This window comes from Parafrankia sp. Ea1.12 (genome assembly GCF_900465275.1).
Taxonomy (GTDB): Bacteria; Actinomycetota; Actinomycetes; order Frankiales; family Frankiaceae; genus Parafrankia; species Parafrankia soli.
This window is the reverse complement of the sequence record NZ_UBIZ01000322.1, coordinates 1-13,648: the sequence shown is the minus strand read 5'-3', so window position 1 is coordinate 13,648 and position 13,648 is coordinate 1. Positions and strand designations below refer to the sequence as shown.

Sequence of the window (13,648 nt, the reverse complement as noted above, 5' to 3'; positions counted from 1 at the left end):
CGGCCCGGCCCCGTCAGGAGGCGCCGGTGCCGGCCGCGGTGTCCCAGGAGGCCAGCAGGCTGTTCTGGAGCTTCCACATCTCCCGTTCCTCCTCCGGCTCCGCGTGGTCGTAGCCGAGCAGGTGCAGGATGCCGTGGGTGCAGAGGATGTGCAGCTCGCGCTCCATCCCGTGGCCGGCCTGCGCGGCCTGCCGCCGGGCCACCTCGGGGCACAGGACGACGTCGCCGAGCAGGGTCGTCGGGTCCTCCTCGGGCGACTCCGACCACGACGGCTCGAACGCCTCGTCCTGCGGGAAGGCGAGCACGTCGGTCGGGCCCTCCTCGGCCATGTAGCGCACGTGCAGGTCGGTCATCGCGTCGATCTCGACGAGCATGACCGAGAGCTCCGCCAACGGGTTGACCTTCATCGTGTCGAGCACGAAACGGGCGAGCGCGGCCAGCGTGACCTCGTCGAAGTCCGTCACGCCCGACTCGTTGGCGACGAAGACGGCCATCAGAGAACCCTTCCCGCCGCCGGGGGGGGAGCCACGGCGCCAGCGCCGGCACCGGCGCTCATCGGCGGTCCCGGCGGGCCGCCCGCGTGGGGCGCGCGTCCGTGCTCGGTGCCGGGCTCGCCGCGTCCCAGCGCGCGTAGGCGTCGACGATGTCGCTGACCAGCCGGTGCCGGACGACGTCCGTGCTGGTCAGGGTCGCGAAGTGGACGTCGGCGACGCCGTCCAGGATCTCGCGGACCACTCGCAGGCCACTCTGCGTGCCACTGGGCAGGTCGACCTGGGTGACGTCACCGGTCACCACGATCTTGGACCCGAAGCCGAGGCGGGTCAGGAACATCTTCATCTGCTCGGCCGAGGTGTTCTGCGCCTCGTCCAGGATGATGAAGGCGTCGTTGAGCGTACGGCCACGCATGTACGCCAGCGGCGCGACCTCGATGGTGCCGCTCTGCATGAGCCGCGGGATCGAGTCGGGGTCGATCATGTCGTGCAGCGCGTCGTAGAGCGGACGCAGGTACGGGTCGATCTTCTCGTAGAGCGTCCCGGGCAGGAAGCCGAGCCGCTCACCCGCCTCGACCGCCGGCCGGGTGAGGATGATCCGGTTGGCCTTCTTCGCCTGCAGCGCCTGCACGGCCTTGGCCATCGCCAGGTAGGTCTTGCCGGTGCCCGCCGGGCCGATCCCGAACACGATCGTGTGCTGGTCGATCGCGTCCACGTACCGCTTCTGGTTCAACGTCTTGGGACGGATCGTCCGACCACGGTTGGACAGGATGTTGAGGGTGAGCACCTCGGCAGGCCGCTCCCCCGCGCCGCTGCGCAGCATCGCCACCGAGTGGTCGACGTGCTGCGGGCTGATCTCGGTGCCGGCGTCGAGCAGCGCGACGAGCTCGGAGAACAACCTGGCGGCCAGCTCGTTCTCCGCCGGGTCACCCGTGATCGTGATCTCGTTGCCGCGGACGTGGATGTCAGAGGAGAAGGCCTTCTCGATCACACGCAGGAGCTGGTCCTGGTGCCCGAGCAGGCTCACCATGCTGTGCCCGTCGGGGACGACGATGCGTGTGGTGACCCGGGAGCCGGGTGGGGTGTCGGATTCGGGCATGTAGTACGGCCGCCTGGGCCGGAGCACCTCTCGCTTCAACCTGGGACGAAGGTCGCCCTCAGAAGGCGGTAACGCCGCGGGACCGTCGGATCCATGCCTCGGCCACCGAGGACCAGGTCGAAACTGCGAACAAGCCACGCTGTGCCACGCCAGCCATGCTGTGCCACACCAACCACGCCACCGGCCAGCTGTGCCACCCGGGGCGGGGCCGACACGTTACCGGCCGATCTCGAGTCTATCCGCCCAGCCGACCGATGTCGGCGAGTACCACGGCCGCCGCGACCACGCCTGCCGTGGACGTCCGCAGCACCGTCGGGCCGAGCCTGCCAGCCACCGCGCCGGCGGCCGTGAGCGCTTCGAGCTCACCGTCGGCCACACCGCCCTCCGGACCCACGACCAGCAGAATCTCGCCGATCTCCGGCTCGACCGCGGGCACCGGCTCGACCGCGAACGCCGGCTGCAGGGCACGCGCGAGCCCGGCCAGCGGCGTCGTCGCCGTCTCGTGCAGCACGACGGCGAGCGCCGCCCGGCGCGCGCGCTCGGCGAGCGCCGCGGTGCCCGCCAACGGGCCGACCAGCGGCCAGGCGTGCCGGCGCGACTGCTTGGCCGCCTCCTGGGCGGCGCGGGTCCACCTGGCGCGCGACCGCTCGCCGCGTTCCCCGTCCCAGCGGACGACGCAGCGCGAGGCCGCCCAGGGCACGATCTCGTCGACCCCGATCTCGGTGAGCATCTCGACCGCCAACTCCCCACGGTCGCCCTTGGCCAGGGCCTGCGCCACCACCAGCCGGGGCCCGGCCGCGGCCGGCGACCGCCGGCGCAGGACGACGCATTCGAGCTCGTCGCGGCCAACCGACCGGACCTCGCACTCCAGCGCGGCACCGGCGCCGTCGGTGACGTCCAGGCGCTCACCCACCCGCAGCCGGCGCACCGTCGCGGCGTGCCGGCCCTCGGGGCCGCCCAGCACGAAGACGTCGGCCGACGGCAGCGGATCCAGGTGGAAGACGGGCGCGGTCAGCGGTTGCGCCGACCGCCACGGCGCCGGGAGAACAGGCCGGACCCGCTGGAGGACCCGCCGACCACCGCCGGCGTCTCCTCCTCACGCAGCTTCGCCAGCTCCCGCAGGAGGCGTTCCTGCTCGGCGTCGAGCTTCGTCGGCGTCTCGACGACGATGTGGATGTGCAGGTGCCCGCGCCCCACCGCGCGCAGGTGCGGAACACCGCGCCCGGCGAGCCTGAGCACCTCGCCGGGCTGGGTGCCCGGCTTCACCGTGATCGTCTCGGAGCCGTCGAGGGTCTCCAGCGTCGCCATCGTGCCCAGGGCCGCGGCGGTCATCGGCAGGCGAAGGTCGCAGTGGAGGTCGTCGCCCTCCCGGCTGAAGACCGCGTGCTGACGCTCGGAGACCTCGACGTACAGGTCGCCGGGCGGCCCGCCGCCGGGGCCGACCTCGCCCTCGCCGGACAGCCGGATGCGCATGCCGTCCTCGACGCCCGAGGGGATCTTCACCGTCAGGGTCCGGCGCTTGCGGACGCGGCCGTCACCGGAGCAGTCCCGGCAGGGGTGCTCGATGACCGTTCCGGTGCCGGAGCAGCGCGGGCAGGGCCTCGAGGTCACCATCTGGCCGAGGAACGAGCGGGTCACCTGCTGGACCTCGCCGCGGCCGTGGCAGGTCGAGCAGGTCGACGGCTGCGTGCCGGGCGCGGCGCCCGCGCCGGTACAGGTCGCGCACACCACGGCCGTGTCGACGGTGATGTCCCGGGTGGCACCGAACGCGGTCTCGGCCAGGTCGAGCTCGAGCCGCAGCAGCGCGTCGTTCCCACGGCGCACCCTCGAGCGCGGGCCGCGGCTGGCGCCACCACCGAAGAAGGCGTCCATGATGTCGCCGAGGCCGCCGAAACCGGCGCCGAACGGCGAACCGGCGCCGGCCGCGCCACCACCGGGCGCGAGCGGGTCACCACCGAGGTCGACGATCTGCCGCTTCTCGGGGTCCGAGAGGACCTCGTAGGCGTTCGTCACGTTCCTGAACCGCTGCTGCGCCTCCGGGTCCGGATTGACGTCCGGATGCAGCTCCCGGGCCAGCTTGCGGTAGGCCCGCTTGATCTCGTCACCGGTGGCGTCACGCCGCACACCGAGCGTCGCGTAATAATCCACTGCCATCAGTCGGCACCCAAGAGTTCACCCACGTACTTGGCGACGGCTCGTACGGCCGCCATCGTTCCCGGATAGTCCATCCGCATCGGGCCGACGACTCCCATTCCGCCCAGCACCGCTGGGCCGAGACCGTACCCGGTGGCGATTACCGACGTTGAGCGGAGGGCGTCCACATCCGTCTCACGCCCGATGCGCACCGTCACAGTACCGGTCTCCCGGGCTGAACCGATCAGTTTGAGGAGCACGACCTGCTCCTCGAGTGCCTCCAGAATGAACCGCAGCGAGTCTGCGAAGTCGACCGAGGAGCGTGTGAGGTTGGCGGTACCGGCCAGCGCGACCCGCTCCTCCTGCCGCTCCAGGAGGGCCTCGAGCACCACGGTGGTGAGCGTCGTCAGGTGCGGACGCAGATCCGGCCGGACGGTCTCGGGCAGGTCCGCCGCGACCTCTGTGGCGTCGACCACACGGCGGCCCCGCAGCGAGCCGTTCAGCAGGCCGCGCAGCTCGCCGACCACGCCGTCGTCGACCGGGGTGGGAATGTCCACCACCCGCTGCTCAACCCGGCCTGTGTCCGTGATCAGTACCAGGAGCAGGCGGTTCGGGTTGAGCGTGACGATCTCGATGTGTCGGACGCTGCTGGACGAGAGTGAGGGGTACTGGACCACAGCCACCTGACGTGTGAGTTGCGCGAGCAGGCGCACCGACCGCCGCACCACGTCGTCGAGGTCGACCGCGCCCTCCAGGAAGCTCTGGATGGCCCGGCGCTCGGCGCGTGACAGCGGCTTGACGCCGGAGAGCCGGTCGACGAAGAGGCGATAGCCTTTGTCTGTCGGGATGCGGCCCGCGCTGGTGTGCGGCTGCGTGATGTAGCCCTCTTCCTCGAGGGCCGACATGTCGTTGCGCACCGTGGCGGGCGACACGCCCAGAGCGTGCCGCTCGGCCAACGTCTTGGATCCCACCGGCTCGTTGCTGAGCACGAAATCCTCGACGATCGCCCGCAGCACCTCCAGCCGCCGTTCCTCCAACACGTGGCCACACCCCCTTCGCCGGTTTCGGTAAGCCAGGCGGGGCTGGCGGCGCGCGCCGGACCGGTCACCCTGTGCTACTGGTCACCCTGTCCCACTGGTAACCCGGCCCTACTGGTAACCCGGTCCTGGCACTCGGCCGCCGTGAGTGCCAAGTGTAGCTTCCCACCCAGGTCGGGGCAGCCATCGTGAGCAGACCCGCCTCCGAGGACACACGGAGATCCTCCGACCGCGGGTCACCGCCCGGGCGGGCGGCGGGACGCTCAGTCGGGCAACAGGGCACGGACGACCGTGTCGGTCAGCAGCCGACCACGGCGGGTGAGCGCCACCCGACCCTGCGCGAGGACGTCCGCGACGATGAGGCCGTCCGCCGCAAGCTCGGCGGCGACGTCCAGCGCCTGCTCGCCCAGCGCGTCGAGGCCCAGCCCCTCGACGAGGCGGACCCCCAGCATGACCCGCTCGACCCGGCGGGCCTGGGCGTCCAGCACCTCGCGGCCGGCGGCCGGGCTGTGGCCGGCACCGACCCGGGTGGCGTACTCGGTCGGGTGGCGGACGTTCCACCAGCGGACGCCGCCCACGTGGCTGTGGGCGCCCGGCCCCAGCCCCCACCAGTCGTCGCCCCGCCAGTAGCCCATGTTGTGGCGGCACCAGGAGGACTGGTCGCGCGCCCAGTTGCTGACCTCGTAGTTGGTCAGGCCGGCGGCGGCGAGCGCCTCGTCGGCCTGCAGGTAGCGATCGGCGAGCAGGTCGTCGTCCGGCTCCAGCAGCTCGCCGCGGCGCACCCGGCGGGAGAGCTTGGTGCCCTCCTCCACGGTCAGGGCGTAGGCGCTGACGTGGTCGGGCGCGAGCTCGATCACCGTGTCCAGGCTCGCCGCCCAGTCGCTCTCGGACTCCCCCGGCGCGCCGTAGATGAGGTCGAGGCTGAGCTGGCGGAACCCGGCGGACCGCGCCCATCCGACCACCTCGGGCACCCGGCCGGGGGTGTGCCGCCGGTCCAGCGCCGCGAGCACGTGCGGGCGGGCGCTCTGCATGCCGAACGAGATCCGCGTGTACCCACTCGCCCGGAGCTGTTCGAGAGTCTCCCGGTCGACGGACTCCGGGTTGGCCTCGGTGGTGACCTCCGCGTCGCCGGCCAGGCCGAAGGTGTCGTCCAGGACCCGCAGGACCTTGGCCAGGTCGGCGGCCGGCAGCAGCGTCGGAGTGCCGCCGCCGACGAAGACTGTCGAGACCGTCAGGTCCCGCTCGCCCAGGACCGAGCGGGCCAGCCGGGCCTCGGTGGCCACCGAGTCGACGAACGAGGCGGCCCCACCCTGGCCGCCCGCGCCGAGCTCGGCCGGGGTATAGGTGTTGAAGTCGCAGTACCCGCAGCGTGCCGCGCAGTACGGCACGTGCACGTAGACACCGAACGGCCGGGTCCCGACCTCGGTGAGCGCGGCGTCGGGGAGTGCGCCGTCGACGGGTGCCGGCGCCCCCTCGAGAGGCTTGGATGGCATGTCCCCAGTGTGCCCCCAACGCGTGCCGAGACCGCAACGCTCTGTTTGTCAACGTGCCCGGAGACCGTCATTTTTGCCGGTCTCGGACGACATCGGGACCAGGAACGGACAAGACGCCCCGGCGCGCCGCCCTTACGGGCCATCACCGGGCCGACACCGGCGGCACGACGCCACCGACCGCCCAGAATCACCCAGTTTGTGGTCTGTTGACAATCGCAGGGTCAAATCGTGGGCGATTGGTCATGGATCAGTCGAGGTCGGTACGAAATGATTCGACCATGCAAGAGGAGCCCATCAGTGCCCTCGTGACCATCGAGGAACTTCTACCCCCACATACCACCGAGTACCGGTCGGGATCCGTCCTCGCCCTGGGCTTCGCCCAAGCCGAACCGGCCACCGAACCGATCCGGCTTCCCCGGATCGCCGCGGCTCCCGAGAACGTCTGACGGCCGCCCGCCCGCGCCCGGCCCGCGAAGGGCCGGCACGGGCCGCCGTGCCGCTCGCACGGTGCGGACCGCCGCGCCGCTACCGCCCGGTCTTGGGCGCCGGCGCCTTCGGGCTCTCGGTCGTGGACAGTGCCGCGATGAACGCCTCCTGCGGGACCTCCACCCGGCCGATGGTCTTCATCCGCTTCTTGCCCTCCTTCTGCTTCTCCAGCAGCTTCCGCTTACGGCTGATGTCACCGCCGTAGCACTTGGCGAGGACGTCCTTGCGGATGGCGCGGATGTTCTCCCGGGCGATGATCCGGCTACCGATGGCCGCCTGGATCGGCACCTCGAACTGCTGGCGGGGAATCAGCTCCCGCAGCTTCGAGGTCATCGCCACTCCGTAGGAGTAGGCCTTCTCCCGGTGCACGATCGCCGAGAACGCGTCCACCGCCTCGCCCTGCAGGAGGATGTCCACCTTGACCAGGTCCGAGGCCTGCTCGCCGGCGGGCTCGTAGTCGAGGCTGGCGTAGCCGCGGGTGCGCGACTTCAGCGCGTCGAAGAAGTCGAAGATGATCTCACCGAGCGGCAGCGTGTACTTCAGCTCCACCCGGTCGGTGGAGATGTAGTCCATCCCCTTGAGCACGCCGCGCCGGCCCTGACACAGCTCCATCACGGCGCCGACGAAGTCGGTGGGCAGCAGCAGCATCGCATCCACGACCGGCTCGTACACCTCGGCGATCTTGCCGCCGGGCCAGTCGCTGGGGTTGGTCACCGTGACCTCGGACGTGTCCTCCATGACGACCCGGTAGACCACGTTGGGGGCCGTCGAGATGAGCGTGAGGTCGAACTCCCGCTCCAGCCGCTCCCGGACGATCTCCAGATGGAGCAGCCCGAGGAAGCCACACCGGAAGCCGAACCCCAGCGCCGCCGACGTCTCCGGCTCGAAGGTGAGCGCCGCGTCGTTGAGCTGCAGCTTGTCCAGCGCCTCGCGCAGCGCCGGGTACTCGCTGCCGTCCAGGGGATACAGCCCCGAGTAGACCATCGGACGCGGGTCCCGGTAGCCGCCGAGCATCTCCGTGGCCGGGCGGCGCGCCGAGGTGATCGTGTCCCCGACACGGGCCTGGCGGACGTCCTTCACACCGGGGATGACATAGCCGACCTCACCTGCCGACAGCGACCCGGTCGGTTGGGGCTCCGGCGAGATGACACCGACCTCGAGGGTCTCGTGGCTGGTCCCGGTGGACATCATCAGGCAACGGTCACGGGTGCTGAGCGACCCGTCGACCACCCGGACATAGGTGATCACACCGCGGTAGATGTCATACACGCTGTCGAAGATCATTGCCCGGAGCGGGCCGTCCGGGTCGCCACTCGGCGCCGGGATACGGCGGACGATCTCGTTGAGCAGCTCCGGGACGCCCTGGCCGGTCTTGCCGGAGACCTTGAGGACGTCGCCCGGGTCGCAGCCGATGATCGAGGAGATCTCCGCGGCGTACTTCTCCGGCTGCGCGGCCGGCAGGTCGATCTTGTTCAGCACCGGGATGATCGTCAGGTCGTTCTCGATCGCCAGGTAGAGGTTGGCGAGCGTCTGCGCCTCGATGCCCTGGGCCGCGTCGACCAGCAGCACCGCGCCCTCACAGGCCGCGAGCGACCGGCTCACCTCGTAGGTGAAGTCCACGTGGCCGGGCGTGTCGATGAGGTGCAGGACGTAGTCCTGACCGTCGTCGGCCCGCCAGGGCAGCCGGACGTTCTGCGCCTTGATCGTGATGCCGCGCTCGCGCTCGATGTCCATCCGGTCGAGGTACTGCGCGCGCATGTTGCGCGCCTCGACCACACCGGTCACGCCCAGCATGCGGTCGGCAAGCGTGGACTTGCCGTGGTCGATGTGGGCGATGATGCAGAAGTTGCGGATCGACGCGGGGTCGACGCCGGAGGCCTCGTGCGGGGCTTCGGACACGCGGGCTGGTCTCGTTTCGCTGCTCGTCGGTCTGTCGGGCACTCGGTCCGGCTGGCGCCGTGTGCACGGACTGTCATGTGCACGGGCTCGAGTCCTTCATCGTGCCAGGCCCCCATCGTGCCAGGCGCGCCGCGCCCGTCCGCGTGGCCGCGCCCGCACCACCGCCCCGGCACGCTGGTTTGATAACGTCGGTGCCTCCCGGCACTCTCGTACCATCCCGACTCGAAACTCAGAGGTTCTCCCGCGTGGCCAACATCAAGTCGCAGATCAAGCGCAACCTCACCAACGAGAAGCGACGGCTGCGCAACAAGGCCGTGAAGTCCGAGCTGAAGACGCACGTCCGTCGCTTCCGCGACGCCGTCGAGGCCGGGGACGTCGAGCGCGCCGAGAGCGCCCTCCGCATCGCCTCCAAGAAGCTCGACAAGGCCGCCAGCAAGGGTGTCATCCACCCCAACCAGGCCGCCAACCGCAAGTCGGCGCTCGCCAAGGCCAACGCGGAGATCGGCGCCTCCTGACCCGACCGCGGGCATCCGCGCCCGCGTCAGGTTCATCACAGACTTCGTTCGAAGACCGGGCAACCCGCCAGACGGGCCCCGGTCTTCGGCGCGTCCCGGACACGTCCGGGACGCCCCTACTCAACCAGTCCCCGAGTCGTCAGTCCTCGGGGTCAGCAGCCGGGCCCAGCACCCGTTCGAGGTTCTCGGCATACGCCACCAGCGCCGCGACGGTAGCCGGCAGCACCAGCAGCACCCAGGCGCTGGCCAGGTCCCCCATGGCGATCACCAGCGTCACCAGGGCGGTCACCGTGCCGAGCACGCCGCGCATCCAGCCCGCCGGGAGCACCCGCAGGCCGAGCATCCCCCCGGGCTGCACCTCGTAGTCGTCGTGGCCGTCGTGGCCGGGCTCGTCCCGCTCGCCGTGCCCTGGGCCGCCGTGCCGGCCCGCCGAGTCGTTCACCGCGCCCGCCCGGCGTACTCGCCCCGGCCTCGCGCCTGGGTGACCTCGTGGAGGAGCCGTTCCAGGGCGTACCCGGCGTCCACGGCGGCGCCCTTGACCCCGGCGTCGGCGACCGCGACCGCCCGGATCGCCCGGGCCAGCCCCGCGTCCGACCAGCTCCGGGCCGCGCGCTGGGCGCGCTCGACCTTCCAGTCCGGCATGCCGAGGGCCTTGGCGACGTCCCACTTGGACCCGCCGCCCACGGCGGACACCCGGGCGAGGTCACGCAGCCCGCCGGCGATGGCGCTGGTGACCAGGACGGGTGCCGTCCCGCCCTCGAGCGCCTGCCGCAGCAGGGTCAGCGCGCCGGCCAGATCGCCGGCGACGGCGGCGTCCGCGACCGCGAACCCGCTCGCCTCGGCCCGGCCCCGGTGGTAGCGGGCGACCGCCGACTCGTCGATCACCCCGGCGGTGTCGGCGACGAGCTGGTCGCACACCGCCGCAATCTCGCGCAGGTCACCGCCGACCGCGTCGAGCAGGGCACGGACCGCCTCGTCGGTCATCCGCCCGCCAAGCCGGCGGATCTCCGCGATCACGAAGTCGTGCCGGTCGCGCGGACGGGTGATCTTCGCCGCGGGCATGACCCGGGCGCCGGCCTTCTTCATCGCGTCAACGAGCTTGCGGTTCTTCACCACGCCGCTGTGGACCACAACGAGGACCACATCGTCGAGCGGGTGGGCCACGTAGGCCAACAGCGCGTCGCGCAGATCCTCCGCCAGGTCGGCAGCACCCCGAACCACCAGCACCCGGCCACCCCCGAACATCGAGGTGGCGCCGAGATCGATCATGTCGGCCTCGGTCAGCTCGCCGGGTGACCGGTCGACCACCTCGACCTCCGGATCACGGGCCCTTGCGGCGTCGAGCACCTCCCGGACGGCCCGTGCGACGAGGAGGTCCTCGTCGCCGCTCACGACGACCAGCGGTGGCGGGGCGGAGGGCGGCGGCACGTGGATCAGCATGTCACGAGCCGGCCCCGCCTCCTCGCGGGCCGGGCCGGCGAGCCACCGCCCGGACGCCACCGCCGGCCGTCTCGACAACGGCCACCGTGCCGTGCAGGTCGGTGCGGGCCACCGCCATCCCGGCCGCGCGCAGGCCGGCCAGCGTGCTCGGCGCGGGATGCCCGTAGGTGTTGTCGACGCCGACGCTGATCAGCGCCACCTCGGCGCCGGTCCGGGTGAGGAACTCCGGCAGCTGGTCCTCGGAGCCGTGGTGAGCCACCTTGAGCACGTCGACGGGCCCGAGACCGCGCCGCGCCACCTGCCGCTGCTCCGGCGGCTCGGCATCCCCGGTGAGCAGTATCGTCACGCCGCCGACCGCCGCCAGGACCACAAGGCTGGCGTTGTTCGGATCGCTGGCCGTGCCCCGCAGGACCCGTTCCGGGCCGATCACCCGCCAGCGGACCGCTCCGGTCTCCCCCGCGGCGCCGGCGGTGACGGCCCGCACCGGCACGCCCGCCGCCCGCGCCGCGCGCTCGACCGCGTCCCACTGGTCGGCCGGCTCGGGCAGCGGGCTCACCACCAGTTCCCCCACCGGCAGCCGGCCCACCACCCCGCTGAGGCCGGCGGCGTGATCCGTGTGCAGATGGGTGAGCATGAGCAGCGGCACCTCGCGTACTCCGAGGTCATCCAGGCAGGCGGCGATCAGCGCCGGGTCAGGACCCACGTCGACCACGACCGCCGAGGCCGGCCCGGCGCGCAGGACCAGGCCGTCGCCCTGGCCCACATCGCAGGCAACGAGCCGCCAGCCCGGCGGCGGCCAGCCCGCCAGCCTCGGCAGCAGGAGCACCCGGGCCGCCAGCAGGCCCACCACCGCCGACACCAGCAGCCAGCGGGTCGGGCGCCGGCGCGCCAGGGCCACCACCAGTACTACGCAGCCGAGCGCGGTGGCCGCCCCCGCGAGCCCCGCCGGCCAGCCGATCGTGGCCGCGGGGACGCCGGCGGCCACGTCCGCGACCAGCACGAGCCAGCGGCAGGCCAGCCCCGCGAGCCGCGCGAGCAGCGCGGCGACCGGGTCGTTGACGGCGGCGACGGCCATCGCCGACACGCCGAGCACGGTGGCGGGCGCGACCGCCGGCGCCGCCACCACGTTGGCCGGGATCGCGACGATGCTGATGCCCCCGCCGAGCCAGGCCAGCACCGGCGTACAGGCAAGCTGGGCGGCGGCGGCCACCGCCACGACCTCGCCGAGCCGGCCGACCGCGCGGCCGCGCTCCAGCGCGTCACTCCAGCCGGGCCCCCACACGATCATCCCGGTCGTCGCGAGCACCGACAGGGCGAACCCGGCCGACAGCGCGAACGCCGGATCCGCCATCACGACGGCGATGACCGCGGTGGCCAGCGCCGCCAGCACCGCGCGGGGCCGACCCGCGGCGAGCGCGACCAGGCCGACCAGGCCCATGGCTCCGGCCCGGACCACGCTGGCGGACGGCCGGGCCAGGATCACGAACCCGACGAGGACCAGGGCCGCGGCGACCGCCCTGGAGCGGGCCCCGAGCCGGAGCCGCCCGAGCAGGAACAGCACCGTCCCCGCGGTAATCGCCAGATTGGCGCCGGACACCGCGGTCAGATGGCTCATCCCGGCGGTGCGAAAGTCGTCCTTCAGCCCGGGATCAAGGCCCGAGGTGTCACCGACGACCAGTGCCGGCAGCAGCCCGCCGGCGGGCTGGGGCACCACGTCGGCGGCGTCCCGTAGGCCGGCCCGCAGCCACCCGGCGGCCCGTTGCACGGCGTCCGGGCGCCCCCGTGCCCGTGGCGGTGCCCGGACGAACAGAACCGTCGCGATCGTGTCGCCCGGACCCGCCGGCGCCAGCCCGGCGCGGACGCTGAGCCGCTGCCCCGGCAGGTAGTTCGCGAGATCCGAGCCGCGCCCCACCAGGAGCACGGGCACGGAGGCCCGCAGCCGGCGGCCGGGCTCGGTCACGGCCTCGAGTCGAGCCCGGGCGGTGACCGTCGCCCCCTCCCGCGGGCCCGAAGTGGCAGCCGGCGCCGCCGCCGCCGAGATCTTCGGATCGTCGCTCAGGACGACCTCGGCGTTGACGGTCCGGTGGGCCCGCGCCATCTCGGCGAGCGGGCCGGTGAACCGGGGCCGCGCGGCCGCCCCGCCCACGAGAACCCCGGCCGCGAGGAACGCCAGGGTGACGAACGCCACCAGCGCTCCCGGCCGGCCGAGCCGGCCGCCGGGACCCTGATGCAGCGCGATCAGCACCCCCACCGGGCACGCACACAGCACCATGCCGGCGGCGCCGAGAAGCACCGGCCCGAAGCCCCAGTACCCCGCCGCGGCCGCCCCGCCCCAGACCGCGACGGCAGGACCGACCAGGCGGAGGTCCAGCCGACCGCCGCCCGCCGCATCGGAGCCGCTCGGCAGGCCGAGCCCGGTCTCCATCGCGACGGCGACCATCAGGCCGTCACCAGGGGCAGCAGGTCCGCCAGCCGCCGGTCACCGACACCGGAGACCTCACCGAGCTGGTCGGGCGAGGTGAAGGGCCCGTTCGCCGCCCGCCAGTCGATGATCCGCTGGGCCAGCACGGGACCCACCCCGGGCAGGGCGTCGAGCTGTTCCACCGTGGCGGTGTTCAGATTCAGCGGCCGGCCCGCCGAACCAACCGCGGAACCGCCGGCCGAACCGGCTGACGACCCGGAGGGCGAGCCGCCACCGGCCGCCTCCGGAGGCGGCGGGGCGGGACCCGGCCGCCCGTCGACGAGGACCTGCTCACCGTCCGTGAGGACCCTGGCCAGTGCCAGCCCCGTCGTGTCGGTGCCGGGCAGCACACCGCCGGCCCGCTCCACGGCGTCCACGACCCGGGATCCGGCCGGCAGGCGCACGACCCCGGGGCGCGCCACACGGCCGGCGACGTCCACGACGACCTCCGGCGCCGTGGTCGGCGTCGCCTCGCCCGCCGCCGGCTCCGCCGGGCAGGCCGAGCCCGGTCTCCATCGCGACGGCGACCAACACCAGCACCAGGGGCAGCAGGTCCGCCAGCCGCCGGTCACCGACACCGGAGACCTCACCGAGC

At 72.8% G+C, this 13,648-nt stretch carries 13 protein-coding genes; 2 read left to right on the top strand and 11 right to left on the bottom strand.

Annotated features, from left to right (window positions below; all coding sequences use genetic code 11):
- Positions 1-13: 13 nt before the first annotated feature.
- The 6 genes from ybeY to hemW all read right to left on the bottom strand — a co-directional run bounded on the left by ybeY (position 14) and on the right by hemW (position 6,252).
- The gene (ybeY, locus tag FMEAI12_RS17285) at positions 14-493 is read right to left on the bottom strand and encodes an rRNA maturation RNase YbeY (RefSeq protein ID WP_020459715.1); all 480 of its coding nucleotides are present in this window, start codon (positions 491-493) and stop codon (positions 14-16) included.
- 58 nt (positions 494-551) lie between these two features.
- Positions 552-1,589 (bottom strand): PhoH family protein, encoded by a 1,038-nt coding sequence (locus tag FMEAI12_RS17280; protein WP_112106876.1) that lies wholly within the window; start codon positions 1,587-1,589, stop codon positions 552-554.
- 235 nt (positions 1,590-1,824) lie between these two features.
- Entirely contained in the window at positions 1,825-2,604 is a 780-nt protein-coding gene (locus FMEAI12_RS17275; protein WP_112106836.1) for a 16S rRNA (uracil(1498)-N(3))-methyltransferase, read from the bottom strand.
- Entirely contained in the window at positions 2,601-3,743 is a 1,143-nt protein-coding gene (dnaJ, locus tag FMEAI12_RS17270) for a molecular chaperone DnaJ (protein WP_020459712.1), read from the bottom strand. Before dnaJ ends, FMEAI12_RS17275 begins: the two co-directional genes overlap by 4 nt.
- The gene (gene hrcA / locus FMEAI12_RS17265; protein ID WP_020459711.1) at positions 3,743-4,762 is read right to left on the bottom strand and encodes a heat-inducible transcriptional repressor HrcA; all 1,020 of its coding nucleotides are present in this window, start codon (positions 4,760-4,762) and stop codon (positions 3,743-3,745) included. The genes dnaJ and hrcA overlap by 1 nt, the downstream gene beginning before the upstream one ends.
- A 260-nt stretch (positions 4,763-5,022) precedes the next feature.
- Entirely contained in the window at positions 5,023-6,252 is a 1,230-nt protein-coding gene (gene hemW, locus FMEAI12_RS17260; protein ID WP_112106835.1) for a radical SAM family heme chaperone HemW, read from the bottom strand.
- 278 nt (positions 6,253-6,530) lie between these two features.
- On the opposite strand from hemW, the gene FMEAI12_RS37200 reads away from it, so the two are divergent.
- Positions 6,531-6,698, top strand: coding sequence for a hypothetical protein (locus tag FMEAI12_RS37200; RefSeq protein WP_198541400.1), 168 nt, complete (start codon positions 6,531-6,533; stop codon positions 6,696-6,698).
- A gap of 79 nt (positions 6,699-6,777) precedes the next feature.
- Here FMEAI12_RS37200 and lepA read toward each other — a convergent pair whose 3' ends face one another.
- On the bottom strand, positions 6,778-8,637 hold the full coding sequence (gene lepA, locus FMEAI12_RS17255) for a translation elongation factor 4 (RefSeq protein WP_071065331.1): 1,860 nt from the start codon (positions 8,635-8,637) through the stop codon (positions 6,778-6,780).
- 245 nt (positions 8,638-8,882) lie between these two features.
- Between lepA and rpsT the strand changes: the two genes are divergently transcribed.
- Positions 8,883-9,152 (top strand): 30S ribosomal protein S20, encoded by a 270-nt coding sequence (gene rpsT / locus FMEAI12_RS17250; RefSeq protein WP_071065330.1) that lies wholly within the window; start codon positions 8,883-8,885, stop codon positions 9,150-9,152.
- A 139-nt stretch (positions 9,153-9,291) separates the two neighbouring features.
- On the opposite strand, the gene FMEAI12_RS17245 is transcribed toward rpsT, so the two are convergent.
- From FMEAI12_RS17245 to FMEAI12_RS17230, 4 genes are read right to left on the bottom strand one after another with little or no spacing between them, the layout of a single operon-like run.
- On the bottom strand, positions 9,292-9,594 hold the full coding sequence (locus FMEAI12_RS17245) for a hypothetical protein (protein ID WP_071065329.1): 303 nt from the start codon (positions 9,592-9,594) through the stop codon (positions 9,292-9,294).
- The gene (gene holA / locus FMEAI12_RS17240; RefSeq protein ID WP_112106875.1) at positions 9,591-10,592 is read right to left on the bottom strand and encodes a DNA polymerase III subunit delta; all 1,002 of its coding nucleotides are present in this window, start codon (positions 10,590-10,592) and stop codon (positions 9,591-9,593) included. Before holA ends, FMEAI12_RS17245 begins: the two co-directional genes overlap by 4 nt.
- A 1-nt stretch (position 10,593) precedes the next feature.
- Positions 10,594-13,032, bottom strand: coding sequence for a ComEC/Rec2 family competence protein (locus FMEAI12_RS17235; RefSeq protein WP_112106834.1), 2,439 nt, complete (start codon positions 13,030-13,032; stop codon positions 10,594-10,596).
- Positions 13,032-13,493, bottom strand: coding sequence for a ComEA family DNA-binding protein (locus tag FMEAI12_RS17230; protein ID WP_235014102.1), 462 nt, complete (start codon positions 13,491-13,493; stop codon positions 13,032-13,034). The genes FMEAI12_RS17235 and FMEAI12_RS17230 overlap by 1 nt, the downstream gene beginning before the upstream one ends.
- Positions 13,494-13,648: the final 155 nt, after the last annotated feature.

Coding starts and splice junctions, on each gene's coding strand:
- FMEAI12_RS17235 (WP_112106834.1), bottom strand. CDS start 13,032: ATGGTCGCCGTCGCGATGGAGACCGGGCTCGGCCTGCCGAGCGGCTCC.
- holA (WP_112106875.1), bottom strand. CDS start 10,592: ATGCTGATCCACGTGCCGCCGCCCTCCGCCCCGCCACCGCTGGTCGTC.
- ybeY (WP_020459715.1), bottom strand. CDS start 493: ATGGCCGTCTTCGTCGCCAACGAGTCGGGCGTGACGGACTTCGACGAG.
- FMEAI12_RS17280 (WP_112106876.1), bottom strand. CDS start 1,589: ATGCCCGAATCCGACACCCCACCCGGCTCCCGGGTCACCACACGCATC.
- FMEAI12_RS37200 (WP_198541400.1), top strand. CDS start 6,531: ATGCAAGAGGAGCCCATCAGTGCCCTCGTGACCATCGAGGAACTTCTA.
- dnaJ (WP_020459712.1), bottom strand. CDS start 3,743: ATGGCAGTGGATTATTACGCGACGCTCGGTGTGCGGCGTGACGCCACC.
- hemW (WP_112106835.1), bottom strand. CDS start 6,252: ATGCCATCCAAGCCTCTCGAGGGGGCGCCGGCACCCGTCGACGGCGCA.